Annotated in this window: 21 protein-coding genes and 2 pseudogenes; 19 read left to right on the top strand and 4 right to left on the bottom strand. The window is 71.7% G+C overall.

The genetic code is table 11. The features are described from left to right. The first annotated feature begins 10 nt into the window (after positions 1-10). A pseudogene (dnaG, locus tag ACN269_RS12640) lies at positions 11-1,913 on the top strand (DNA primase). A gap of 1 nt (position 1,914) precedes the next feature. Continuing rightward, a complete protein-coding gene (locus tag ACN269_RS12635) occupies positions 1,915-2,451 on the top strand; it encodes a hypothetical protein (protein ID WP_421472631.1) in 537 nt (178 codons plus the stop codon). Between the two features lie 7 nt (positions 2,452-2,458). On the opposite strand, the gene ACN269_RS12630 is transcribed toward ACN269_RS12635, so the two are convergent. Both ACN269_RS12630 and ACN269_RS12625 read right to left on the bottom strand, forming a co-directional pair. Then, on the bottom strand, positions 2,459-3,478 hold the full coding sequence (locus tag ACN269_RS12630) for a TAXI family TRAP transporter solute-binding subunit (protein ID WP_421472630.1): 1,020 nt from the start codon (positions 3,476-3,478) through the stop codon (positions 2,459-2,461). Next, positions 3,475-5,880 (bottom strand): TRAP transporter permease, encoded by a 2,406-nt coding sequence (locus ACN269_RS12625; protein WP_421472629.1) that lies wholly within the window; start codon positions 5,878-5,880, stop codon positions 3,475-3,477. Before ACN269_RS12625 ends, ACN269_RS12630 begins: the two co-directional genes overlap by 4 nt. 123 nt (positions 5,881-6,003) lie before the next feature. Between ACN269_RS12625 and ACN269_RS12620 the strand changes: the two genes are divergently transcribed. After that, on the top strand, positions 6,004-6,936 hold the full coding sequence (locus ACN269_RS12620; RefSeq protein ID WP_421472628.1) for an ABC transporter ATP-binding protein: 933 nt from the start codon (positions 6,004-6,006) through the stop codon (positions 6,934-6,936). Between the two features lie 107 nt (positions 6,937-7,043). Here the strand turns inward: ACN269_RS12620 and ACN269_RS12615 are convergent, their stop codons facing one another. Further along, positions 7,044-7,277, bottom strand: a complete 234-nt coding sequence (locus tag ACN269_RS12615) for a flavin reductase (RefSeq protein ID WP_421472627.1) — start codon at positions 7,275-7,277, stop codon at positions 7,044-7,046. A gap of 310 nt (positions 7,278-7,587) precedes the next feature. On the opposite strand from ACN269_RS12615, the gene ACN269_RS12610 reads away from it, so the two are divergent. The 4 genes and pseudogenes from ACN269_RS12610 to ACN269_RS12595 all read left to right on the top strand — a co-directional run bounded on the left by ACN269_RS12610 (position 7,588) and on the right by ACN269_RS12595 (position 9,006). Then, complete coding sequence (locus ACN269_RS12610; RefSeq protein WP_421472626.1) at positions 7,588-7,923, top strand: helix-turn-helix domain-containing protein; 336 nt, start codon at positions 7,588-7,590, stop codon at positions 7,921-7,923. 30 nt (positions 7,924-7,953) lie between these two features. Then, positions 7,954-8,376, top strand: a pseudogene (locus ACN269_RS12605) (DUF5753 domain-containing protein); the annotation flags it as partial. Further along, on the top strand, positions 8,367-8,558 hold the full coding sequence (locus tag ACN269_RS12600) for a DUF397 domain-containing protein (protein WP_421472625.1): 192 nt from the start codon (positions 8,367-8,369) through the stop codon (positions 8,556-8,558). The pseudogene ACN269_RS12605 and the gene ACN269_RS12600, both read left to right, overlap by 10 nt. A gap of 253 nt (positions 8,559-8,811) precedes the next feature. After that, a complete protein-coding gene (locus tag ACN269_RS12595; RefSeq protein ID WP_421472624.1) occupies positions 8,812-9,006 on the top strand; it encodes a DUF397 domain-containing protein in 195 nt (64 codons plus the stop codon). 43 nt (positions 9,007-9,049) lie between these two features. Here ACN269_RS12595 and ACN269_RS12590 read toward each other — a convergent pair whose 3' ends face one another. After that, a complete protein-coding gene (locus ACN269_RS12590; RefSeq protein WP_421470828.1) occupies positions 9,050-10,174 on the bottom strand; it encodes an IS30 family transposase in 1,125 nt (374 codons plus the stop codon). Between the two features lie 297 nt (positions 10,175-10,471). On the opposite strand from ACN269_RS12590, the gene ACN269_RS12585 reads away from it, so the two are divergent. The 12 genes from ACN269_RS12585 (at position 10,472) to ACN269_RS12530 (ending at position 24,312) form a co-directional block, all read left to right on the top strand. Then, on the top strand, positions 10,472-11,272 hold the full coding sequence (locus ACN269_RS12585) for an ABC transporter permease (RefSeq protein ID WP_421472623.1): 801 nt from the start codon (positions 10,472-10,474) through the stop codon (positions 11,270-11,272). Between the two features lie 9 nt (positions 11,273-11,281). Beyond that, positions 11,282-12,091: an ABC transporter permease gene (locus ACN269_RS12580; protein WP_421472622.1), complete on the top strand. Its 810-nt coding sequence runs from the start codon at positions 11,282-11,284 to the stop codon at positions 12,089-12,091. A gap of 65 nt (positions 12,092-12,156) precedes the next feature. Beyond that, a complete protein-coding gene (locus tag ACN269_RS12575) occupies positions 12,157-13,284 on the top strand; it encodes a YihY/virulence factor BrkB family protein (protein WP_421472621.1) in 1,128 nt (375 codons plus the stop codon). 258 nt (positions 13,285-13,542) lie between these two features. After that, complete coding sequence (locus ACN269_RS12570) at positions 13,543-14,721, top strand: ROK family protein (RefSeq protein WP_421472620.1); 1,179 nt, start codon at positions 13,543-13,545, stop codon at positions 14,719-14,721. After that, positions 14,718-16,340 carry a sugar ABC transporter ATP-binding protein gene (locus ACN269_RS12565; protein ID WP_421472619.1) on the top strand — a complete coding sequence of 541 codons (1,623 nt, stop codon included), beginning with the start codon at positions 14,718-14,720 and terminating at the stop codon, positions 16,338-16,340. Before ACN269_RS12570 ends, ACN269_RS12565 begins: the two co-directional genes overlap by 4 nt. Continuing rightward, entirely contained in the window at positions 16,337-17,464 is a 1,128-nt protein-coding gene (locus ACN269_RS12560; RefSeq protein WP_421472618.1) for an ABC transporter permease, read from the top strand. The genes ACN269_RS12565 and ACN269_RS12560 overlap by 4 nt, the downstream gene beginning before the upstream one ends. A 98-nt stretch (positions 17,465-17,562) precedes the next feature. After that, the gene (locus ACN269_RS12555; RefSeq protein ID WP_421472617.1) at positions 17,563-18,615 is read left to right on the top strand and encodes a substrate-binding domain-containing protein; all 1,053 of its coding nucleotides are present in this window, start codon (positions 17,563-17,565) and stop codon (positions 18,613-18,615) included. A gap of 54 nt (positions 18,616-18,669) precedes the next feature. Continuing rightward, positions 18,670-19,860 carry a Gfo/Idh/MocA family protein gene (locus ACN269_RS12550; protein WP_421476306.1) on the top strand — a complete coding sequence of 397 codons (1,191 nt, stop codon included), beginning with the start codon at positions 18,670-18,672 and terminating at the stop codon, positions 19,858-19,860. Positions 19,861-20,507: 647 nt separating this feature from the next. Continuing rightward, positions 20,508-21,674: an inositol-3-phosphate synthase gene (locus ACN269_RS12545; RefSeq protein ID WP_421472616.1), complete on the top strand. Its 1,167-nt coding sequence runs from the start codon at positions 20,508-20,510 to the stop codon at positions 21,672-21,674. Continuing rightward, complete coding sequence (locus tag ACN269_RS12540) at positions 21,658-22,617, top strand: SCO3242 family prenyltransferase (protein WP_421472615.1); 960 nt, start codon at positions 21,658-21,660, stop codon at positions 22,615-22,617. The genes ACN269_RS12545 and ACN269_RS12540 overlap by 17 nt, the downstream gene beginning before the upstream one ends. Then, on the top strand, positions 22,614-23,630 hold the full coding sequence (locus tag ACN269_RS12535) for a sugar phosphate isomerase/epimerase family protein (protein ID WP_421472614.1): 1,017 nt from the start codon (positions 22,614-22,616) through the stop codon (positions 23,628-23,630). Before ACN269_RS12540 ends, ACN269_RS12535 begins: the two co-directional genes overlap by 4 nt. A gap of 73 nt (positions 23,631-23,703) precedes the next feature. Beyond that, a complete protein-coding gene (locus ACN269_RS12530) occupies positions 23,704-24,312 on the top strand; it encodes an EboA domain-containing protein (protein WP_421472613.1) in 609 nt (202 codons plus the stop codon).

Below are 24,312 nucleotides of genomic sequence, written 5' to 3'. Positions count from 1 at the left end.
GCAGGGCAGGATGTACGGCGAGGGGGTGGCGCATGGCTGGGCGGATCCGGGACGAGGACATCGCGCTGGTCCGGGAACGCACCTCGATCTCAGATGTGATCTCCGAGACGGTCACCCTGAAGTCCGCCGGGGGCGGCAACCTCAAGGGCCTGTGCCCCTTCCACGACGAGAAGAGCCCGTCGTTCAACGTCTCGCCGGCCCGCAACGTCTGGTACTGCTTCGGCTGCGGGGCCGGCGGCGACGCGATCAAGTTCCTGATGGACGCCGAGCACCTCAGCTTCGTCGAGTCCGTCGAGCGGCTGGCCGGACGCGCCGGCATCCAGCTGCGCTACGTCGAGGACGACCGGGGCGCCCCCCGCCCGCGCCCGCAGCAGGGCCAGCGCCAGCGACTGGTCGCCGCGCACGCCGCCGCCGTCGAGTTCTACCGGGCGCAGCTGCGCACCGCCGGGGCCCGACCGGCGCGCGAGTTCCTCGCCCAACGTGGTTTCGACCGGGCGGCCGCCGAGCGCTACGGGTGCGGGTTCGCGCCGGAAGGTTGGGACCTGCTCACCAAACACCTGCGTCAGCAGGGCTTCACCCACCAGGAGCTGGTCACCGCCGGGCTGTCCCGGGAGTCCCGCTCGGGCACGCTGATCGACCGGTTCCGTCGCCGGCTGCTCTGGCCGATCCGCGACCTGACGGGCGACGTGATCGGCTTCGGGGCGCGCAAGCTCTTCGACGACGACGACGGCCCGAAGTACCTGAACACCCCCGAGACCCCGATCTACAAGAAGTCGCACGTGCTCTACGGCATCGACCAGGCCAAGCGCGAGATCGCCAAGCAGGGCCGGGCGGTGATCGTCGAGGGCTACACCGACGTGATGGCCTGTCACCTGGCCGGGGTCACCACGGCGGTGGCGACCTGCGGCACGGCGTTCGGCGCGGACCACATCGGGGTGCTGCGCCGGCTCCTGCTGGACACCGACTCGGTGGCCGGTGAGATCATCTTCACCTTCGACGGTGACGCCGCCGGCCAGAAGGCGGCGCTGCGCGCGTTCGCCGACGACCAGCGCTTCGTCGGGCGGACGTTCATCGCGGTCAGCCCCGACAACATGGACCCGTGCGAGCTGCGCCTGGCCAAGGGTGACCTGGCCGTGCGGGACCTGGTCGCCCGCCGCGAACCGCTCGTCGACTTCGCGCTGCGGCACGAGATCAACCGCTTCGACCTGGACACCGTCGACGGCCGGGTGGAGGCCATGCGCCGGGCCGCGCCGCTGGTCGCGCAGCTCAAAGACCGGGAAAAGCGCCCAGAGTACGTCCGCAAGCTCGCCATGGACCTCGGTATGGAGATCGAGCCGGTGCAGCGGGCGGTGCTCGCCGCCGCCAACACCCCGCCGTCCGGTGCCCGGGACGCCGCGCCCGCTCCCCGGCCCGCCCCGGCCCCGGCCGAGCCGGCAGTGGACAGCCCACAGTCGATGGTCGAGCGGGAGGCGTTGAAGCTCGCCCTGCAACAGCCGGTGCTGGCCGGGCCGATGTTCGACGCGGTGGAGGCGACCGAGTACCGCCACCCGGTGCACGTGGCCGTGCGCACGGCCGTCGCGGCGGCCGGCGGGGCCGCGTCCGCGACCGGCGGCGCGGTCTGGATCGAGAAGGTCCGCGACGCCTGCGCGGACCTGGTCGCCGCGGCGCTGGTCGGCGAACTGGCCGTGGAGCCGCTGCGGATCGACGGTGAGCCCGACCCGCGCTACGTGTCGATCACCATGGCCCGGGTGCAGTTCGGCTCGGTGACCGCTCGCATCCGGGACCTCAAGTCGCGGATCCAGCGCATCAACCCGGTCAACAACAAGGACGAGTACTTCGCCGCCTTCGGGGAGCTGCTGTCGCTGGAACAGCACGCCCGGGCGCTGCGCGAGCAGGCCGCGGGAGGGCTCTGAGATGGGACTGTTCAGCCGCAAGCCGAAGCTGCCCCCGGCCGACCGGCCGCCGTTGGCCACCGACGAGCGGGTGCTCGCCTGGGCGGCGGTGGGCAACGGCGAGGGCGACGGCGTCGTCGTGGCCAGCAACCTCGGGCTGTGGCTGCCCGGTCGGGGGCACCGCATCGGCTGGCACGACCTGATCAAGGCGGTCTGGTCGGGTCGGGAGCTGACCGTCACGCCCGCCGAGACCGTCGTCGAGCGCGACGGCTACCTCGTGGTCGCCGACGGGCCGGCCGAGACGTACCTGCTGCTCGACCCCGGTGAGCTGCCGCACCAGGTGCGCGCCCGGGTGACCCGCTCCGTCGCGTACACCGAACACCACCCGGTGCCCGGCGGCGCGGCGCGGGTCGCGGCCCGCCGCGCGGCCGGGGCCGACGGTCTGACCTGGACGGTCCGACTCGACCCCGGCACACCGGCGGACGACGAGGCGGTGCTCGCCGAGACCGACCGCCTGGTCGGCGCGGCCCGCGCCGCGACCGCCCCGACGGACCTCTGACCGACGGTCAGCGCGCTCCCAGGTCGTTCAGCGCCTTCTCGGCGCCCCGGTGCAGCGGCACCGGCAGGGTCCTGCGGGCCTTCTCCAGCGAGATGCCCTTGGCCGCCGGGTTGGCCTGGGCCAGGACGTCGCGCTTCTCGAACACCGTCCGGGTGATCACGCAGGCGACGTTGGCGTCCAGGTCCTCGCGGACCAGCAGCACGTTCGGCACGACGATGGTCGGGGTGTCGGTCGCCGTCCGGTACACGTCCCGACCGATCGTGCCGGCCTGGTAGCCGGGGCCCAGCGTGGTCAGCTTCGGCAGCAGCGGCGCGATGTCGACGAACCGCACCGTGTCGCCGGCGGTGGTGAACAGGTCGGTCAGGCCACCGGTGGGCAGGCCACCGGACCAGAAGAACCCGTCTATGCTGCCGTCCTTGACGCCGTCGACCGTCTTGGTCAAGTCGAGTCGCTGCGCCCGGACGTCCTTCGCCGGGTCGAGTCCGGCGGCCTCCAGCAGCCGGTTTGCGATCACCTCCGTGCCGGACTTCGGAGAGCCCGTGGAGATCCGCTTGCCGCGCATGTCGGCCACCGAGGTGATCCCGGCGTCCTTGCGGACCACCACCTGCGTGTAGTTGTCATAGAGGCGGGCCAACGCCCGCACCGGCTGCGGCGCGGTGAAGCTGCCGTTGCCCTCGACCGCGCTGACCGCCGTGTCGAACAGCGAGAACGCCACGTCGTACTGGCCGCCGACCAACTGCTCGACGTTCTGCACCGACGCGCCGGTCTCGGCGGCGGTGCCGGTCAGCTTGCCGCCGGTCGCATCGGAGAGTTGCCCGGCCAGGGCGTTGCCGACCACGTAGTAGACGCCCGTCGAGTTGCCGGTGGCGATGCCCACGCGGGTCTCCCGGGCCACCTCGCAGGTGACCGCACTGGCCGTGTCGTCCGTGGCCGCGCCGCCCTGTTGGCCTCCGCAGCCGGTGACGCCCGCCAGGACGAGGGCGAGCGCGCCCACACCCGCCGCGAGCCGTACGTCGGTTCGTCTCACAGTCTCTCCTCTGTTGGTGTTCGCGGTCGGCCCTGTGCTGGTGTCTGCGGTCGGCCCGTGTCTGTTGGTGTCTGCGGTCGGCCCGCGGATCCGCGGCGGACGAGCACTCCCACTGCCGCGATGGCGGCCAGCGCCACGCCGACCGCGACCGGCACGGGTTCGAGCCAGAGCAGGGTGACCCCGCCGACAGCGCCGAGCACCCGCTCCGGTGCGCCGGCCGGGCCCACGCCGGGCAGCCAACCACCTGCGGAGACGGCCAGCACGGCCACGCTGAGCGCCGTGACCACCGCGGCGATGGCAACCTGTTGGACACCACCGATGCCGAGCAGGCCCAGCCCGGTCGGGGTGATGACGAACGCGATCGGAGTCAGGTACGCCGGCAGCGCGTACCGCAGGGTCTGCCACATGGTCGGCACCAGCCGGCCCCCGGTGACGGCGGCGGCGGCCACGGCCGCGAGGGCGGTCGGCGGGGACACCTCGGACAGCACGGCGAAGTAGAAGACGAACATCGCCGCGGCGGGCGCGGTAACGCCCAGGTCGAGCAGGGCCGGGCCGACGATCACCCACCCGATCACGAACGAGGCGGTGACCGGCACGGCCAGGCCCAACAGGCTGAGCGCGACGGCCGCGAGCAGTGCCGTGAGCACCAGGACCAGCGTCGGGTTCGAGGTGGCCGCCTTAGCCCCGCCGATCAGCAGCGCCGCCGCCTGCGGCCCGAGCCCGGTCTTCGTGGTGGTCGCCGTGATGATGCCGGCGGCGGCGCACACGGCGGTGACGGCGAGCACCCCGCGTACGCCGGTGACCAGGGCGGTCACCAGCCGGGCCGGGGTGAGTCGGTGCGTACGGTCCAGCCACGACAGGGCGGCGGTGAGGACGATGGCGAAGACGACCGCCCTCATCGCGGAGACGCCGACCGCGAGGAACACGATGATCGCGATCAGCGAGGCGAAGTGGTAGCCGAACCGGCCCAGCAGCCGCCACGGCGAGCCGACGTCGAGCACGACCGGCTGTACGCCGGACCGGCGGGCATCGATTTCCACGGAGAGCAGGATGCCCAGGTAGTAGAGCACCGTCGGCACCGTCGCCCAGCCCAGCACCTGGAGGTAGGAGACGCCCAGGTACTCGGCGATGATGAACGCCGCCGCCCCCAGGGTGGGCGGGGAGAGGATCGCCCCCACCCCGGCAGCGGCCAGCATGCCGCCGGCCCGTTCCGGTGGATAGCCGGCGCGACGCAGCAGCGGCCAGGTGACCGCGCCGATGCTCACCGTCGTCGCCGCGCCCGAGCCCGAGACGGTGCCGAGTAGGAAGCCCGACGCCACCGCCGTCCGACCGGCGGCGGTCCGGGAACGACGGAACGCGGCGGCCGACAGGTCGACGAAGAACCGTCCGGCCCCGGACAGCTCCAACACCGCGCCGTAGATGGTGAACAGCACGATGTACGAGGCGGCCACGTCCAACGGGGTGCCGTAGAAACCGCTGTCGGAGTTGTAGAACGCGTCGACGAGTTGACGGAAGTCGAGCCCGGCGTGCGCGACCGGCCAGGACTGCGGCAGCAGCCCGCCGTAGTAGCCGTACCCGAGGAACAGCAGGCAGACCGCCGGCAGGATCCAACCCGTCGTACGCCGGCACGCCTCCAGCAGCAGGAGCAGCAGTACGGTGCCGAGGACCAGGTCGGTCGGCGCGAGCAGGCCCTGCCGGTCGAGGAACGCGTTGTAGCCGCCGCCACCCGTACCGATCGTGATCGGCAGGACGGGATAGAGGCAGGCCGCCACGGCCACGGCGGCCAGTACCCAGTCCGCGACGGTGGGCCGGGTGCTGGCGGCGCTGGGTCCCGTGCTGTCGGCGGGCCCGGCCGTGCTGGCGGTGTGTTCTGTGCTGGCCGTGTGTTCTGTGCTGGCCGTGTGTTCTGTGCTGGCGGTGTGTTCTTTGCTTGCGCTGGCTTGTCGGCGGCGGCGCAGGCGGGTCCAGCGCGGCAGGTCGGCCGGGTAGGCGAGGAAGACCAGCGGGAGCACACCCGCCAAGAAGATGATCAGGTAGTACTTGCTGCCCTGCGCGAGTGGGCGGAACACCTGCCAGAGAGCGAGCGCGCCGACCGCCAGCGCCACCGTGCCGAGCAGGAGGGCCGCCGGACCGGCCAACACCCGGCCGGGCTTCTCGTCCTCGAACTGGGCAGCCAGGTCCCTTGTGGCCCGCTCGGCGGCGCCGGCCGGACCGGCCGGTCCTGCGGTCTGGGTCGGGGCTGCGGTCTGGGCCGGTCCCGCTGTGTCGGCCGGCGGCGCGGTCTCTGTCGCTGCACGTGGTCGGGGTGGCCGGTCGGTCGCGTTCGTGTCGGGCCCGCCGCCGGATGAGTTGGCTGGTCGGGCGGGTGACGGCGGACCATCGGGCGAGCTGGCGGGCGACACAGGGGGACGATACCTGTCGATTGGCCGATGGCGTGGGGCATTGATCGGCGTTTCGCTTCCGGCGGCTCGGACGCGCGCATATTTCCGTGGAGGGGTGTCGGACCCGGCGGTTAGGGTCGGGCGGTGACTACCGGGCGACCACTGATTCAGGCCCGCGGGCTGGTGAAGCGGTTCGGTGACTTCACCGCCGTGGACGGCATCGACGTCGAGGTACAGGCGGGCGAGGCGTTCGGGTTCCTCGGGCCGAACGGCGCGGGCAAGTCCTCCACCATGCGGATGGTCGGCTGCACCTCCCCACCGAGCGCTGGCGAGCTGCGCATCCTCGGCCTGGACCCGGTGGCCGACGGACCGGCGATCCGCGCCCGCCTCGGGGTGTGCCCGCAGCTCGACAACCTCGACCCGGAGCTGACCGTCCGGGAGAACCTGACCGTCTACGCCCGCTACTTCGGCATTCCACGCCGGGCGGCCCGGGCGCGGGCCGACGAGTTGCTCGACTTCGTCCAGCTCAGCGAGCGGGCCGACAGCAAGGTCGATCCGCTCTCCGGCGGGATGAAGCGCCGCTTGACCATCGCCCGCGCCCTGGTCAACGAACCGGACATCGTGCTGCTGGACGAGCCGACCACCGGGCTCGACCCGCAGGCCCGGCACCTGGTGTGGGAGCGCCTGTTCCGGCTGAAGCAGCAGGGCGTCACGCTGGTGCTCACCACGCACTACATGGACGAGGCCGAGCAGATCTGCGACCGGCTGGTGGTGATGGACGGTGGGCGGATCGTCGCCGAGGGCTCACCTCGGGCGCTCATCGAGCGACACTCCACCCGCGAGGTGGTCGAGCTGCGCTTCGCGGCCGAGTCGCAGGCACCGTTCGCCGACAAGCTCGACGGGTTGGGGGAGCGGGTCGAGGTGCTGCCCGACCGCGTACTGCTCTACGTGCCCGACGGCGACGCGGCGGTCGCCGAGGTGACCGCGCTGGGGTTGCAGCCGGCGAATGTGCTGGTGCGCCGCAGCAGCCTGGAGGACGTCTTCCTGCACCTGACCGGCCGCACCCTGGTCGACTGAGGCGCTGCCGCTGCCGCGGCCGCGCGCTTCGCAGATCTTGGACACTTCCCGTCAGCAGATGACGGGAAGTGTCCAAGATCTGCTCTAGGTGTACCGGTCAGCTTCGCTCATCGGGCTCTGGCCCAGGTGAGGAAGCGGTCGGCCAGGCGTCCGGGGTCGAGGCTGGGGAGGTCGCCGGTGGCCTCGTCGAGCAGCGTGGCGAGGTAGATGAGCAGGCCGGTCCGGTTCTCCCGGTACTCGCCGAGCAGCGCCAGCCGGGCCGGGGAGCAGGGCCACCCGGCGCCGCAGACCCGGCAGCGCCACGACGGGCGGGCCGCCACATGCGCACGGTAGCGGGGCATGAATGCCTCCCTGGGTCGTGAGCCGACGTGCTCGGGTCGGGCAGGTCCTTTGCTCTGCTTCCACCGACGCAACACTCGAAGGCTCCCGGTGTTGCCTCCGGTGAAGCAGAGCAAAGGGTGGGTGGGAGCGCCCCGGATCGGGGGTCACGGGGCGCTCCCGGCCTGGTTCCGCCCGCCGTCCGATCCCGTGAGCGGTTCCGCTGCGTGACACTCTGGTGACGACGCGACTACGGTGGGAGGTTCCGCGCGCCGACGACCAGCGCGTACGACGGTCGGCCCGGCACGGTACGAAGATGTACGGAGGTTGTCCGTGGAGAGTTCGTCCATGCTGGAGCACTTCGCGGAGGAGCTGCGGCTGGCCCGGACGGACCGGGGCCTGTCGCAGGCGGCACTCGCCGAGGCGTTGAGCTATTCGGGTGCGCTGGTCGCCAAGGTGGAGACCTCCGAGCGCCGGCCGAGCCTGGACTTCGCGCGCCGCTGCGACGTCGTGCTCGCCGCCGACGGCCGGTTCGAACGCATCCAACGGCGGATCAGCCGCGAGATCGTCGTGCCGTGGTTCCGCGACTGGGCCGGCGTCGAGCAGGAAACCACCGCACTACGGTGGTTCGAGCCGCTCTACGTGCCCGGTCTGGTCCAGACCGAGTGATATGCCGGTGCCGGGTTATTCGCACCTGACGAGGTCGAGCAGCAGGTGACCGCTCGACTCGACCGCCAGGGCGTGCTCACCCGGGACCGACCACCGCTGCTCAGCGTGGTCGTCGACGAGTACGCGCTGCGCCGCCGCGTCGGCGAGCCGGAGGTGATGCGCGAGCAGTTGCGGCACCTGGTGAAGCTCGGGTCGGCCCTGCCCCGGTTCAGAATCCAGGTCGTGCCGCTGTCCGCCGGTGCTTACGCTGGGCTCGATGGTCCCTTCGTGATCGCCACTGCGGCAACCGGTGAGGATGTCGTCTACCTCGACGGGCAGCGTCACGGGCAGGTCATCGACCGGTCCGATTACGTGCGTCAGATGGTCGAGGTGTGGGAGTCGATCCGGGGTGAGGCACTATCGCAGCAACAGTCCCTCGACCTGATCGCGGAAGTGGCGGAGACATGGAACTGACCGGTGCCCGGTGGCGCAAGAGCACTCGCAGCAACGGCAGCGGCGGGGCCTGTGTGGAAGTGGCCGACAACCTGCCGGGCCTGGTGGCCGTGCGTGACTCGAAGGACCCGGGCGGCCCGGTGCTCGTCTTCGAGCCCGGGGCGTGGCGGGCGTTCGTCGGGCCCGGTGCCGGAGTCCGGTAGGTCGCCGGCCCGCGAATCCTGGGCCCGGTAGGTCGCCGGGGCAGTAGATGCTCGGCTGGTAGCCGCGGGGCCGGTCGGTCCCTGGACGGTCGCGTGGTCGAGCCGCCTGGTCCTGCACATCACCAAGGTCCACTCGGCTTTCAGCTAACCGGGGTGTTTGCGGGACCGGGACAACCCGCTTTCCGGGAGCCCGGGTTGATCTGCCACGAGGAACTACGGCAGCAGCGACGGAAGCGAAGAAGGTGGCGGAGACATGGAGCTGAGCGGCGCGCGGTGGCGCAAGAGCACTCGCAGCAATGGCAGCGGCGGCAACTGCGTGGAGGTGGCCGACAACCTGCCGGGAGTGGTGGCCGTGCGTGACTCGAAGGACCCGAGTGGTCCGGCGCTGGTGTTCACGGCCGACGCGTGGCGCGCCTTCGTTGGGTCCGACGCGGCCCGTCGAGCATGATCCACACCAGATCGCCGATCTGGGGGTGTCCGGGCGGGCGGTTTCAAGTGGTGGTTGCAACCAGGTGTTTGTGGAGTACCTCGGCTGGATTCTGCCAGTCGAGGGTTTGGCGTGGTCGTCCGTTGAGTTCTCGGGCCACGGCGTCGAGGTCGTCCTGGGTCCAGGTGCGAAAGTCGGTGCTGGAGCGGGGGAAGTACTGGCGCAGGAGACCGTTGGTGTTCTCGTTGCTGCCGCGTTGCCATGGGCTGTGGGGGTCGCAGAAGTAGACCTTGCAGTCGGTGGCCAGGGTGAACACCGGGTGGTAGATCATCTCGATGCCCTGGTCCCAGGTCAGGGTCTTGCGCAGCTCGGCCGGCAGCCGGCGCATGAGACCGGTGAGGGTGTCGATGACCTGTTCACTGACCCGCGATTCGGGCAGAGCGCCAAGCATCACGTATCGGGTGGCCCGCTCGACCAAGGTGATGATCGCGCTGGAGCCTCGGGCGCCGATGACCAGGTCACCTTCCCAGTGCCCGGGCACGGCCCGGTCTTCGACCTCGGCCGGGCGGGTTGAGATGTGGAAGTCACGCACCCACGGGCGTCCCCGCAGCGCGCCGGCCTGGCGCGACTGGGGCCGTCGGCCAGCGCGTCCCGAGCGCAGCGCGACTTGCCGGGCGAGTTCCTGGCGCATTCCACCTCGGGCCTGGAAGTAGATCGCTTGGTAGATCGTCTCGTGTGACACCCACATCTCCGGCCTGTCGGGGAACTCCCGCCGCAGCGACCGAGCGATCTGCTGCGGCGAGTGCCGCTGACACAGACGATCCTTGACCGTCTGCCACAACGGCGGCCACGCCCGCCCCCACCTCGGACGCAACTTGCCCTCACGAGGACGCCGCGCCCGCGCATCCGCCTTGTCCTGAGCGTTGCGGTGAGAGTACTTCCACCGGTACGCCCCACCCCATCCCTTCGGATAGCCCACCCCGGCCACATAACCCGGGTCAGGCCCGAACGGATGCCGCTGACCCGCCGGCACCCGACCCCCGGTGCCACAGTGATTCCGCGACAACTCCCGCCAAACCGTCGAGCGATGCCGCCCAATCACCTCCGCGATCTGCGGGAACGTCAACCCCTGACCGAACAACACCTCAATCTGCGCCCGCTCCGCGGACGACAACCTCTGCCCCGGCATGACCCCTCATCCTGACGAGAATCCACCCCGTTGCAACAACCACTTGAGCCCAAGGCGATGGGATGCCGCCACGTCGCCGATCTGGAGTGGATCATCGCGCGGGCAGCCCTCGCTGGCGTGGCGGGTGATCCACTCGACTTCCCGGATGTCGGGGCTTCCCCCGGCCGTCGACACCGCGACTTCCGGGAAGACGAGTCGATCACGCAATCGCGGCGGTCGGGCGTGGCGTAAAGGGGTCGCGGTCTGTCGTACCCCTTGGGTAGACAGGTCGGGGTCGATGCGGGCGGAGGTGGCGCGGTGAGTGTGGCGGAGCGGGCGGGGGCGAGACCGGGGCTGCCGTGGGCGCCGGCGTCCGCGGTGTTCGGCTACTACCTGATCGGGCTGCGGCGCACCTGGCGGGCCGGGGTGTTCTCGTCGTTCCTGCTGCCGTTGCTGACCGTGCTCGGGTTCGGCGTGGGCGTCGGGGGCTACATCGACCAGGGTGTCGACGGGGTGCCCTACCTGAACTGGCTGGTCCCGGGGCTGATCGCCTCGACCGCGCTCCAGGTGACGGTGGGCGACTCGACGTGGCCGGTGTTCAGTAACTTCCAGTGGGTCAAGAGCTACCAGGCGCAGAGCGCGTCGCCGCTGCGCGTCGGTGACATCCTGGCCGGGCACCTGGCCTTCGTGGTGTTCCGGGTGGTCACCACGATCGCGGTTTTCCTGCTGGTCACCGGCCTGTTCGGGGCGTTGCGGTCACCGTGGGCGGTGGTCACCCTGCCGGTGGTGGCGTTGCTCGGGCTGGCCGTGGCCGCGCCGACCTTCGCGTACGCCGGGGTGGTGCCCGGTGACAGCTGGCTGGCGATGCTGTTCCGGTTCGCGGTCATCCCGATGAGCCTGTTCGCCGGGGTGTTCTTCCCGGTCGAGTCGCTGCCCGAGGCGCTGCGCTGGCTGGCGTACGCGACACCGTTGTGGCACGCCGTCGACCTGTGCCGGGCCGCCACGCTCGGAGTCGCCCCACAGTGGTCCGTCGTCGGCCACCTGCTCTATCTGGCCGCCTGGGCGGTCGCCGGGTGGCTGCTCGCGCTGCGCACCTTCCGCCGCAAGCTCGTCGTCTAGGGGGAACCCGTGGTCACGCTGGTCCTGCCCCGGCTGGTCGACGTCTCCGGCGCGTCCCGCCGGTCGGCGTCGGTGGTCGGGCGCAACGTCACGGCCCTGAAGGCCGTCTACTGGCTGCTGTTGCTCTCCGGCTTCGTGGAGCCGCTGCTCTACCTGCTCTCCATCGGCCTGGGCGTGGGAGCGCTGGTCGGGGACCTGCCGTTGCCCGACGGGCGGCTGGTGTCGTACGCCGAGTTCGTGGCTCCGGCGATGCTGGCCTCCTCCGCGATGACCGGGGCGATCTCGGAGACCACATTCAATTTCTTCGGCAAGATGAAGTACATGAAGCTGTACGACGGGATGATCGCGACCCCGGTCCGCCCGTTCGAGATCGCCCTCGGTGAGCTGGGCTGGGCGATGCTGCGGGGCAGTGCGTACTCGGCGGCGTTCCTCGTGATCATGGTGGCGCTCGATCTGACCACGGTGCCCCGGGCGGTCACCGCGCTGCCGGCGGCGGTGCTGGTCGGGTTCGCGTTCGGCGCGCTCGGCATGGCGGTCGCCACCGTGATGCGCAGTTGGCAGGATTTCGACCTGGTGGGGTCGGTCCAGTTCACGCTGTTCTTCTTCTCGGGCACGTTCGTGCCGGCGCAGGCCTATCCGACGCTGCTGCGCTGGCTGGTCGAGGTCACCCCGCTGTACCGGGCGGTGCACCTGATCCGCGGGGTCACCGTGGGCACCGGTGGCTGGCTCTGGCTGCTCGACGTGCTCTACCTGCTGGCGATGATGGCGGTCGGTCTGCTGGTGGCCTCGCGCCGGATGGGCAGGATGCTCTACAAGTAGGGGGTTATGCCGACCCGTCGACGGGGCATGTCCGCAGGTGACACCGCCGACGACGAGGAGGGGCGATGGCCTCGGACGAGTCTCCCGCCCAGCGCGAGCGCGACCACAGCACCGCGCCCGACAGCACCGCGCCCGACAGCACCGCGCCCGCTGCCAAGCACGGTCGGAGCGAGCACGATCCCCGCAGGCGAGGCACCGAGCGTGACCGTGCGAGCGCGGCGGTCGGGCCGGTCGGGCCGGACGACGGCCCGGACAGCCCCACCGACCTGCCCGGCAGCGGCTGGAAGGCGGCGATCCGTCGCACGGTCAGGGAGTTCCAGGACGACAGCCTGACCGACTGGGCGGCGGCGTTGACCTACTACGGGGTGCTGTCCATCTTCCCCGGGCTGCTGGTGCTGATCTCCATCCTCGGGCTGCTCGGGGAGAGCGCCACCGAGGGCGTCAAGGACACCGTCAGCCAGGCGGTGCCGAACGACAGCATCCAGACGATCATCAACGACGCGATCAGCGCGGCGAACGAGAACGGCGGGCTGGCCAGCGTCGCGGCGATCATCGGTCTGCTGGCGGCGTTCTGGTCCGCGTCCGGGTACGTGGGCGCGTTCATGCGCGCCTCGAACACCATCTACGACGTGCCGGAGGGTCGGCCGATCTGGAAGACGTTGCCGATCCGGCTCGGCGTGACCGCGGTGATCGGGGTGCTGCTGCTGGCCAGCGCGGTGATCGTGGTGTTCACCGGTCGGCTCGCCGAGGCGGTGGGGGATGTCGTCGGCCTCGGCTCGACGGCGGTCACGGTGTGGGACATCGCCAAGTGGCCGGTGTTGCTGATCCTGGTCAGCCTGATGTTCGCCATCCTCTACTGGGCCTCGCCGAACGCTCGGCACGGCGGGTTCCGGTGGGTCAGCCCGGGTGGCGTGCTGGCCGTGGTGATCTGGCTGGTGATCTCCGGCCTGTTCGCCTTCTACGTGGGCAACTTCGGCTCGTACAACAAGACGTACGGGGCGCTGGCCGGTGTGATCGTCTTCCTGGTCTGGCTGTGGTTGAGCAACATCGCGATCCTGCTGGGTGCCGAGTTCGACGCGGAGTTGGAGCGCGGTCGGGCCATCTCGGCGGGGCACCCCGTCGACGACGAGCCGTACGTCGAGCTGCGCGACGACCGCAAGCTCCGCAAGAAAGGCGCCGCGCACACCAACTGAGCCACCCGTACCCGCCCCGCCAGCAGAGACCCGCTGGCGGGGCGGGTTCGCGTCGGTCGATGAAACTGCACGCGAGCGCCCGGGGGCACGCCGTTATCCTTTTCTTGATCCACTTTTAGCTTTTGTTCCTTCGGACAAAAGTTGGGAACGGAACGGCTGAAGCTCTGGACAGGCGGCGCAGCGCGCTCCTACTGTGTCGGACACAACACATCGGCATTGCGTCGATGTGAACGAGTCCGATGAAGAGGTGAACCGCGCGTGCGGAGCGTCGACCCCCTGCACGTCCGACTGTTGCGGTTGCTCCGCGACGAGGGGGCCGTGTCCCGCGCCGAGCTGGGCGACCGGCTCCAGATGCCGCGCCCGCGACTGCTCGCTGAGCTGGATCGCCTGGTCGCGCTGGGGTACGTCGCCGAGGCCGGTTTCGCCGCCTCCCGGGGCGGGCGTCGCTCGACGCTCGTCGAGCTGAACCCGAAGCTGCGCTTCGCCGCCGTCGACCTGGGCGCCAGCTCGATGGACGTCGAGGTGGTCAACGGCCGCCTCGAACCGGTGGCCCACTACGCCGAGCCGGCCGACATCCGCAGCGGCCCGAAGGTGACCCTGCAACGGGTCAACGAGCTGCTGCACAAGGCCCGGGTCGACGGGGCGTACGAGCGGCTGGACGCGGTCGGCATCGGCGTACCCGGGCCGGTCAGCTTCCGCGACGGCGTACCGGTGTCGCCGCCGATCATGCCGGGCTGGGACCGGTTCCCCGTCCGCGAGCTGCTCAGCCGGGAACACGCCTGCCCGGCGGTGGTCGACAACGACGTCAACATCATGGCCATCGGGGAACGCCACGGCGGGGTCGCCCACTCGGTGGACGACTTCCTCTTCGTGAAGATCGGCACCGGTGTCGGCTGCGGCATCTACCTCTCCGGCGAGGTCTACCGGGGCACCGACGGCTGCGCCGGGGACATCGGCCACATCCAGGTCGACGCGCACGGCCCGATGTGCTCCTGCGGCAACGCGGGCTGCCTCGAGGCGCTGTTCAGCGGCGCCGCGCTGGCCAAGGAGGCGTTCGCCGCGGCCCGCAGCGGGGCGTCGCCGGCCCTGGCCGAGCGGTTGAGCCTGCGCGGCACGGTGACCGCCCTGGACGTCGCCGAGGGCGCCGTCGAGGGCGACGTGACCTGCATCCAGTTGATCCGCGACGGCGGACGGCGGGTCGGCGGCGTGCTCGCCGGCCTGGTCAGCTTCACCAACCCGTCGATGATCGTGATCGGCGGCGGGTTGGCCCAGCTCGGGCACATCCTGCTCGCCGAGATCCGCAGTGTGGTCTACCGCCGGTCACTGCCCCTGGCTACCGGCAACCTGCCCGTCGTGCTGTCCGAGTTGGGTGGCCGGGCCGGTGTCGCCGGCGCGGCCGTGCTCGCCAGCGACGTCGCCTTCGGGGAAGCATCATGAGCGAGGAGGAGACCGTGGCCCTGTCCGACGAGACCGCCACCACCGGGTCGGCCGACGCCGACGCCGCCGCGCCGCTGGTCGAAGCTCCGCCCGACACCGTCGCGGGCGAGGTGGTCCTGCGCCTCACCGACGTGGTCAAGACCTTCCCCGGCGTACGCGCCCTGGACGGGGTCCAACTCGAGGTACGCGCCGGAGAGGTGCACTGCCTGCTGGGGCAGAACGGCGCTGGCAAGTCCACCCTCATCAAGGTGCTGGCCGGCGTACACCAGCCGGACTCCGGGGTGGTCGAGTGGCGCGGCGAGCCGGTCACCTTCGCCAACCCGCAGGCCGCCATGAAGGCCGGCATCGCCACCATCTACCAGGAGCTCGACCTCGTCGAAGACCTCTCGGTCGCGGAGAACGCGTTCCTCGGGCACGAGTACCGCAGCCTCGGCTTCGTCCGGCGCGGCCAGATGGCCCGGCACACCCGGCAGATCCTCAGCCGGCTCGGGCACGGCGAGATCCCGCCCGGTCGGATGGTCCGCTCCCTGCCGGCGGCCGGCAAGCAGATCGTCAGCATGGCCCGGGCGCTGTCGCACGAGGCGCGACTGATCATCATGGACGAGCCGAGCGCGGTGCTGGCCCACGACGAGGTCGGCAACCTGTTCCGGATCATCCGCGAGCTGACCGCGCAGGGCATCGCCGTCATCTACATCTCCCACCGGATGGAGGAGATCCGCGAAATCGGCGACCGGGTCACCGTACTCAAGGACGGCCGGACCACGGCGGCGAACCTGCCGGCGCGCGACACCCCGACCCGCGACCTGGTCAGCCGGATGACCGGCCGGACCATCGAGTACGTCTTCCCGGACCGCCCGGCCGACGACACCGCCGGCGTCGACCTGCTCCAGGTGGAGGGGTTGACCCGCACCGGCGAGTTCGCCGACGTCTCGCTGACCGTCCGGGCCGGGGAGATCGTCGGCATCGCAGGCCTGGTCGGCTCCGGCCGGTCCGAGCTGCTGGAGACGATCTACGGCGCCCGACTGGCGGAGGCCGGCACGGTGCGGATGGACGGCAAGGCGCTGCGCCCCGGCGTCGGGGCGGCGGTACGGGCCGGCATGGGCATGGCCCCGGAGGAGCGCAAGAGTCAGGCGCTGCTGCTGGGCGAGCCGATCTACCGCAACGTCACGCTTGCCACCTTCGGCCGGTACGCGCGGCTCGGCTTCACCAACGCGGCGGCGGAACGCGCCGAGGCGGACCGGATCGCCGAGACCCTGGAGCTGCGTCCCCGGGACGTCGACCGGCCGGTACGCACCCTGTCCGGCGGCAACCAGCAGAAGGTGGTGGTCGGCCGGTGGTTGCTCGGCGGCACCAAGCTGCTGCTGCTCGACGAGCCCACCCGGGGTGTGGACGTGGGCGCCCGGGCCGAGTTGTACCAGGTCATCCGCTCACTGGCCGCGCAGGGCGTCGGCGTGCTGCTGGTCTCCAGCGAGGTGCCCGAGGTACTGGGCCTGGCCGACCGGGTGCTGGTCATGCGCGAAGGCCGGGTCGTCCGCGAGGCGGCGGCCGGCGAACTGGACGAGAACACTGTGCTTGACCTCGTGATGGCGGGGTCCTTGATGGAAGGCGCACCGGCATGAGCGACGCGACTCCCACACCCACCGCGACACCGGAGCGCCCGCAGCTTCCGGCCCAGTCGCCGCCGGTGGACCCGGCGGAGACGGCGGTGGCCAGCGACAAGGCGGCATCGGTCGGCAAGCTCTCCTGGTGGCGGGGCGACGGTGGCGACGGCGCGAAGCGCAACCTCGGCCTGATCGGCGTGCTGGCCGCGCTCGTCGTGGTCGGCGCGATCACGAAGCCGGACCTGTACGGCGACCCGACCTGGGTCTGGAACAACGTCCTGGCGATCCTTCAGCTCGCCTCGGTCGTCGGTGTGGTCACGGTGGGCATGACCTTCGTGATCATCGGCGGTGGCATCGACCTGTCGGTCGGCGCGATCGTCGCGCTGGCCGGGGTCTGGTGCACCACGGTCGCCACCCAGAGCTACGGCGCCGGGGGCATGATCTTCACGGCCCTCGTGGTGGGCATCTGCGTCGGCCTGGTGAACGGCGTGCTCATCTCGTACGGCAGGTTGGTGCCCTTCATCGCGACCCTCGCGATGCTGGTGGCCGCGCGCGGCCTGGCGGCCTCGATCTCCAACAAGCAGACGCAGGTGTCGAGCAGCACGTTCATCAACGACATCGCCGCCCGCAAGGTGATCGGCATCCCGATCCTGGTCTACATCCTCGGCGCGGTCGTGCTGGCCGGTTGGGTGCTGCTCAACCGGACGACCTTCGGCCGGCGGACCATCGCCGTCGGCGGTAACCCGGAGGCCGCCCGGCTGGCCGGTATCAACGTCCGTCGGCACACGATGCTGCTCTACGCGCTCTCCGGTCTGTGCTGCGGCATCGCCGCCATCATGCTCACCTCGCAGGCCACCTCGGCGCAGGCGGCGATGGCCAACCTGTACGAGCTGGACGCGATCGCCGCGGCGATCATCGGTGGGACGTTGCTCAGCGGTGGTCGGGGCACGATCGTCGGCTCGCTGCTCGGCGTCATCATCTTCGCCACGATCACGAACCTCTTCGCCATCAACGGCCTCTCCATCGAGGCGCAGAACATGGTCAAGGGCGGCATTATCGTCGCCGCCGTCCTGATCCAGCAGTTCAAGTTCAAGTCAGTCACCCGGCTCCTCGCGCGGAACAGGGTCACCACCACAACCTGACGCACCGCACCGTTGTCCTGGCGACGTCGAGATCTTCGACGGTGGCCGGACCTCGCACACCCTCACCCAGATGAAAACCCGCTCCCAGGAGGTCGTTCATGACCCAGAACAGTCGCGACCTGTCGCGCCGCCGGTTGCTCTTCGGTGGTGCCGCGGTCGGCGCCGCCACCCTGCTGACCGCCTGCACCAGTAACGAGACCCCGGCCGCCAGCACCCAGACCAAGGCCGCCGGCAACGCCGAGGGCAACAACGCTCCGGGCAAGAAGGTCGTCATCGGCTTCTCCGCCCCGGCGGCCGACCACGGCTGGATGGGCGCCATCCACGCCAACGCCAAGGCGCAGGCCGCGGCGTACTCGGACGTGGAGTTCAAGGAGGTCGACGGCGGGTCTAACTCGGAGGCCCAGCGCTCCACGCTCGGCACCCTGATCGCCCAGAAGCCGGACATCATCGTCGTGCTGCCGCACGACGGCAAGGAGGTCAACGCCGTTGCCCTCCAGGCCATGCAGGCCGGCATCCCGATCGTCAACCTCGACCGGGCGTTCCCCGACGCGCTGGCCTCGCGGCTGGTGATCAAGGGTGACAACTACGGCATGGGCGTCTCGGCCGGCCACTTCATCGGCAAGATGCTCAAGGACAAGGGCGTCGCCAACCCGGTCATCGGTGAGATCGCCGGCCTGGAGATCCCGCTGACCGTCGAGCGCAGCGAGGGCTTCAAGGCCGCCCTGGCGACCTACGGGTTCAAGGTGGCCAACCGCCGTTCGGCCGAGTTCACCTCGGACAGCGGCCAGCGCGAGGCGGCCCAGCTCCTGCAGGCGCTGCCGAAGATCGACGCGATCTGGAACCACGACGACGACCAGGGCATCGGTGTGCTCGCGGCCGTCAAGCAGGCCAACCGGTCGGATTTCTTCATGGTCGGTGGCGCGGGCTCCAAGCTCGCGATCGACGCGATCAAGGCCGACAACTCGGTGCTCAAGGCGACGGTCACCTACAACCCGTCGATGGCGTCGTCGGCGATCTCGCTCGCGCGGCTCATCGCGCAGGGTCGGGGCCTGGGCGACCTGACGGAGCTGCAGGTGCCCAAGGAAGTGACCCTCGCCTCCGAGACGATCACCAAGGAGAACGCGAGCAGCTACGACAAGCTCGGGTTCTGACATACCGGGGGGAGACCCACCTTGTCCACGACAGACAGAGAACTGCGGATCGGCATGGTCGGTTACGCGTTCATGGGCGCCGCGCACTCGCAGGCGTGGCGCACCGTGAACCGCGTGTACGACCTGCCGGCGCGGGCCCGGATGGCGCTGATCTGCGGCCGGGACACCACAGCGGTGTCCGACGCCGCGGACCGGCTCGGCTGGGACGCGTACACGACCGACTGGCGTGACCTGGTCACCCGGGACGACATCGACGTGGTCGATGTGTGCACACCGGGCGACAGTCACGCCGAGATCGCCCTCGCCGCGTTGGCCGCCGGCAAGCACGTGCTGTGCGAGAAGCCGCTGGCCAACACGGTCGCCGAGGCACGGGCGATGACCGCCGCGGCGGACACCGCCCGCGCCGCCGGGGTGCGGTCGATGTGCGGGTTCAACTACCGCCGGGTCCCCGCGGTCACGATGATGCGCCAGATGGTCGCCGAGGGACGACTCGGGGTGATCCGCCACGTCCGCGCGACGTACCTGCAGGACTGGATCGTGGATCCGCAGTTCCCGCTGGTCTGGCGGTTGCAGAAGGACAGGGCGGGCTCCGGCGCGCTCGGTGACATCGGTGCGCACATCATCGACCTGACGCAGTTCGTCGTCGGCCAGTCGATCACCGGTGTCAGCGCGATCACCGAGACGTTCGTCAAGGAGCGGCCGTTGCCGGCCGAGTCGAGCGGGCTGGCGGCCACCGTCGACGGCGAGTCGGCCGACGGTGGTGCTCCGGCCACCGGGCCGGTCACCGTCGACGACGCCGCGGTCTTCGTGGCCCGGCTCGACGGCGGCGCCCTGGCCACGTACGAGGCGAGCCGGTTCGCCACGGGCCGCAAGAACGCCCTGCGTGTCGAGATCAATGGCTCGCTGGGCAGCGTGGTCTTCGACCTGGAGCGGCTCAACGAGTTGGAGTTCTACGACGCCACCCGGCCCACGCTGGAGCAGGGCTTCAGCCGGATCCTGGTGACCGAGGGCGACCACCCGTACATGTCGGCGTGGTGGCCGCCGGGCCACATCATCGGCTACGAGCACTCCTTCACGCACCAGATGCGCGATCTCATCGAGGCGATCGCCACCGGCACCGACCCGGCGCCGTCCTTCGCCGACGCGTTGCAGGTCCAGCTCGTGCTGGACGCGGTGACCCGTTCGGCGGAGACCGGTTCCTCGTGGACCGACGTGGAACCGGCGCTGACCGTGGTCACCGTCTGACCCTGACCATCCGCGACGGCGGTGTTCGCGCCGCCGTCGCCCGACCGGCTTTCCGGAGCCGACCGGCGAGGGACCGGCCGCGGTTTGCGCCCCGCGGCCGGGACGAGGTCGGCTCCGGAGAGTGTGCAGCCGGGCCATCGAGGCCCGGTGGCGCACGGCTAGGACGGTCGTCCGGTGCGACCGGACCGGGATTCCCCGGCCGCACCGGAGGACCGCCACCACCCCCCCCGGCGATCCGGAGGAGACCCGATGACATCGCCCGCCGCTGCCCCCACCCGTACCGCTTCCGCCTGCCACCACACGGCGGGCCGCACCCCGGTCGAGGATCCGGTGGGCGCGGCAACCTGAGACGTCCGGTCGGGGCATGCCAACGCCCCGGCCGGCGGATGCGGGGGAGGCAGGGTCGAGACGCCGACCGACCCTGCCTGCCAGCCCCGTCTGTCCGTACCCGTGCCGAGACCCGGTCCGTCGTCGTCGCCGCCGACGCCGACGCCGGGCCGGCGTCGCACCGGTACGGGTCGGGCGGGCGGGGCCCATCCATCCGGCCCGAAACTTTTCCGAAACCGGGCCGTATCTTTCCGAAACATATTCTGATATTCCTATATTTAGCGGTACCGACGGTTCCTCGGTAATGGGGAAGGAGCACCATGCGTACAGGTGTCTGGCTGGTAGGAGCGCGCGGTTCCGTCGCGACCACCAGCATCGTCGGGGGGCTCGCGCTGCGCGCCGGCCTGGCCGGGCCCACCGGCTGTGTGACCGAACTGCCGGATCTGCGCGGTCCCGCCCTGCCGTCCTTCGCGGACCTGGTCTTCGGCGGGCACGACGTGGCCACCACCCCGCTGTGCAAGCGCGCCGAGGCGCTCGCCGACGCCGGTGTCATCCCCGGGCGGCTGGTCGCCGCGCTCCGCGACGAGTTGGGCGTGGTCGAGCAGGAGTTGCGCCCCGCGCCGGTCGGCGACACCCAGGCCGACCGGGCCGCGGCGGTCGTCCGCGACCTGACCAGCTTCCGGGAACGCCACGAACTGGACCGCGTGGTCGTGGTCAACGTCTCCGCCACCGAGGCCGTGCCCCGACCGCACCCCGGACACGCCGACCCGGCCGCGTTGCACGCCGCCCTCGACAGCCCCGACGAGGTGCTGCCGCCCAGCTCCCTGTACGCGTACGCCGCGCTGCTGGCCGACTGCGCCTATGTGGACTTCACGCCGTCCACCGGTCTGCGGCTGCCGGCGCTCGCCGCGCTGGCGCAGGAACGCCGCCTGCCGTACGCCGGGCACGACGGCAAGACCGGCGAAACCCTGGTCAAGTCGGTGCTCGCACCGATGTTCGCGATGCGCAACCTCGCCGTACGCTCCTGGTCCGGGATGAACCTGCTCGGCGGCGGCGACGGCGCGACCCTCGCCGACCCGGCCGCCAACGCGGCAAAGGTGCAGAGCAAGCAACGTGTGCTCGGCGAGACGCTCGGCTACGTGCCGCAGGGCAACACCCGCATCGAGTACGTCGAGGAGCTGGGCGACTTCAAGACCGCCTGGGATCTGATCACGTTCGCCGGCTTCCTCGGGACCGGCATGCGGATGGAGTTCACCTGGCACGGCTGCGACTCGGCGCTGGCCGCGCCGCTGGTGCTCGACCTGGCCCGCCTCACCGCCGCCGCACACGCCGCCGGGCACGTCGGGCCGCTGGCCGACCTGGGCTTCTTCTTCAAGGACCCGCTCGGCACGCCGACCCACTCGCTGGCCGAGCAGTGGGCCCGGCTGACCGACTTCGCCCAGCGACTGCACGCCGGCCCGGACGGTGCCCATGACCACGCTGGCTGACCTGGCCGAGCTGGTCCGCGCACCGGCCGCGCTCTCGGTCCCCGGGGACGTCGTGGCCGGCGCGGCGGCGGCCGGCGCGCTGGGCCCGCGTACTCCCGCCCTGGCGGGCGCGTCGGTGCTGCTCTACTGGGCCGGCATGGCCGCCAACGACTGGGCCGACCGGCAGCTCGACGCCGTCGAACGCCCCGAACGGCCGATCCCCAGCGGCCGGGTCACCCCGACCGCCGCGCTGGGTCTCGCCGCCGGCCTCACCGCCGCCGGTGTGGGCCTGGCCGCCGCCGTGGGCGGTCGCCGCGCCGCCGCGCTCGCGGTGCCGTTGGCGGCCAGCATCTGGGGGTACGACCTGCTGGCCAAGAACACCGCCGCCGGTCCCGCCGTGATGGCCGCCTGCCGGGGGCTGGACGTGCTGCTGGGCGCGTCCGGCGGCCGGTTGGCGCGGGCGCTGCCCTCGGCGGCCACCGTGGCGGCCCACACCTGGACGGTCACCGCGCTGTCCCGTCGCGAGGTCAGCGGCGCGGACGCCGCCCTGCCGATGCGTACCCTGGCCGGCACCGCCGTGGTGGCCGCGAGCGCCGCCGTGGCCGTTCCCGGCGCGCGCCGGTCCGCCCACCCGGGCGCCCGCCCCGCCGCCGACCTCGAAGCCGGACGCACCGACGGACGGGCGGACGCACGCGCGGGCCGGGCCTGGTCGACCGGGATCGCCGCCGCGCTGCCCGCCGCGCTGGCCGGGTGGTACGCCGCCCGCTACGGCGCGGCCCAGGCCCAGGTGGTCCGGGATCCGTCGGCTCCGAAGGTCCGTGCGGCGGTGGGCGCCGGGATCACCGGCCTGCCCGCCCTGCAGGGAGCGCTCACCGCCCGGGGCGGCGCGGGCCTGCTCGGGCTGGCCGTCGCGGCGGCCGCGCCGCTGGGTCGTCGGCTGGCCCGGAAGGTCTCCCCGACATGACGGTGCCCCAGGCCCGCCGCGCCCAGCCGGGCAGCGCCGACCCGGAGGCCGCGCCGGCCGACGCTGTCCGGGCCGACGCGACGACGCTGCGCCTCGGGTACGGCACCAACGGCTTCGCCAACCACCGGCTCGACGACGCGCTCGCCGTGATCGCCGACCTCGGCTACGAGGGGGTGGCGCTCACCCTGGACCACGACCACCTGGACCCGTTCGCGCCCGGCCTCACCCGCCGGATCGCCGCGGTCGGCCGACGGCTGTCCGCGCTGGGTCTCGGGCTGGTCGTCGAGACCGGGGCCCGTTACCTGTTGGACCCGTGGCACAAGCACGCCCCGACGCTGCTGCACGACGACCCCACCCGGCGGATCGAGTTCCTGCGCCGGGCGGTACGGATCGGCGCCGACCTGGGCGCGGAGGCCGTCTCGTTCTGGGCCGGCGTACGGCCGGAGACGGTGTCGCCGCAGTGCGCGTGGGACCGGCTGGTGGCCGGCTGCGCCACCGTGGTCGACGCTGCCGACAGCGCGGGCGTGACCCTCGGCTTCGAACCGGAGCCGGGGATGCTGGTGCAGGACATCGCCGACTGGCGTCGACTGCACGCGGCGCTCGGCGGCCCGGCCCGCCTCGGCATCACCCTCGACATAGGCCACTGCCGGTGCCTGGAGCCACAGCCGGTGCCGCAGTGCGTCGCCGAGGTCGCCGAGCACCTGGTCAACGTGCAGATCGACGACATGCGCCGGGGCGTGCACGAGCACCTGGAGTTCGGTACCGGCGAGATCGACTTTCCGCCGGTGCTCGCCGCCCTGGCCGATGCCGGCTACCGCGGCCTGGTCGCGGTGGAGCTACCCCGCGACTCGCACGCCGCACCCGCCGTGGCCGCCCGGTCCATTGATTTCCTGCGCGCCGCGGCGGTCACCTCGACAATCGGTGACCGCCGGCGACAGAAGGTACCCGCCGACGCCCTTTGCTCTGCTTCAACGGACGCAACAGATCCGGACACCGACCGACGCGTGGAGTGAAGCAGAGCAAAGGACGCGCTCTGGCACCCGCGCAGCAGCACAGCAGCACAGCAGCACAAGGGGAGGAGACGGGATGACACCGGATTCACTGCGGGCCGCGCTGCGAGGCGTACCCGATCCCGACTGGCTGGACACGGCGCTGCGCCGGGTCGCGGCCGAGCCCACCGCGATCACCCGGCTCTTTCCGGCCGTCGGCCGGCGCTGCGGTCGGGCCGCGCTGCCCGACGCGCCCGGCTGGACCGCCGACGACGCGGCGCGGGTGCTGCTGCTGACCAGCCTGCCCGGCGAGCACGCCGGGTACGCCGAGACCCTCTACCGGCACGGCGACGCCGCCGAACGGCGAGCCGTGCTCCGGGCGCTGCCGCTGCTGCCGATCGGCGCCGAGGCGGTGCCGCTGCTACACGACGCGATCCGGACCAACGACACCCGGCTGGTCGCCGCCGCGCTCGGCCCGTACGCCCGGCACCTCGACGCGGCCGCCTGGCGGCAGGCCGTGCTCAAGTGCGTGTTCAGCGGGGTGCCCCTCGCGGCGGTGGCCGACCTGGACGGCCGGGCCGACGGCGAGCTGGCCGCGATGCTCGCCGCGCTCGCCGCCGAACGGCACGCCGCCGGCCGGGACCTGCCCGCCGACGCCACCGACCTGCTCCACCGGCTCACCGCCGCACTGCCCCGGGAGGCGTGA

The sequence above is a fragment of the Micromonospora sp. WMMD736 genome, from assembly GCF_049179015.1.
GTDB lineage: Bacteria > Actinomycetota > Actinomycetes > Mycobacteriales > Micromonosporaceae > Micromonospora.
Note: the sequence above shows the minus strand (reverse complement) of the source record. Positions and strands in the feature narration are given on the sequence as shown.

Bases quoted from the DNA above. Each gene is read 5' to 3' on its own strand.
- ACN269_RS12635 (WP_421472631.1), top strand. From the start codon at position 1,915: ATGGGACTGTTCAGCCGCAAGCCGAAGCTGCCCCCGGCCGACCGGCCG.
- ACN269_RS12615 (WP_421472627.1), bottom strand. From the start codon at position 7,277: ATGCCCCGCTACCGTGCGCATGTGGCGGCCCGCCCGTCGTGGCGCTGC.
- ACN269_RS12600 (WP_421472625.1), top strand. From the start codon at position 8,367: ATGGAACTGACCGGTGCCCGGTGGCGCAAGAGCACTCGCAGCAACGGC.
- ACN269_RS12595 (WP_421472624.1), top strand. From the start codon at position 8,812: ATGGAGCTGAGCGGCGCGCGGTGGCGCAAGAGCACTCGCAGCAATGGC.
- ACN269_RS12590 (WP_421470828.1), bottom strand. From the start codon at position 10,174: ATGCCGGGGCAGAGGTTGTCGTCCGCGGAGCGGGCGCAGATTGAGGTG.
- ACN269_RS12575 (WP_421472621.1), top strand. From the start codon at position 12,157: ATGGCCTCGGACGAGTCTCCCGCCCAGCGCGAGCGCGACCACAGCACC.
- ACN269_RS12565 (WP_421472619.1), top strand. From the start codon at position 14,718: ATGAGCGAGGAGGAGACCGTGGCCCTGTCCGACGAGACCGCCACCACC.
- ACN269_RS12560 (WP_421472618.1), top strand. From the start codon at position 16,337: ATGAGCGACGCGACTCCCACACCCACCGCGACACCGGAGCGCCCGCAG.
- ACN269_RS12555 (WP_421472617.1), top strand. From the start codon at position 17,563: ATGACCCAGAACAGTCGCGACCTGTCGCGCCGCCGGTTGCTCTTCGGT.
- ACN269_RS12550 (WP_421476306.1), top strand. From the start codon at position 18,670: ATGGTCGGTTACGCGTTCATGGGCGCCGCGCACTCGCAGGCGTGGCGC.
- ACN269_RS12545 (WP_421472616.1), top strand. From the start codon at position 20,508: ATGCGTACAGGTGTCTGGCTGGTAGGAGCGCGCGGTTCCGTCGCGACC.
- ACN269_RS12540 (WP_421472615.1), top strand. From the start codon at position 21,658: ATGACCACGCTGGCTGACCTGGCCGAGCTGGTCCGCGCACCGGCCGCG.
- ACN269_RS12535 (WP_421472614.1), top strand. From the start codon at position 22,614: ATGACGGTGCCCCAGGCCCGCCGCGCCCAGCCGGGCAGCGCCGACCCG.
- ACN269_RS12530 (WP_421472613.1), top strand. From the start codon at position 23,704: ATGACACCGGATTCACTGCGGGCCGCGCTGCGAGGCGTACCCGATCCC.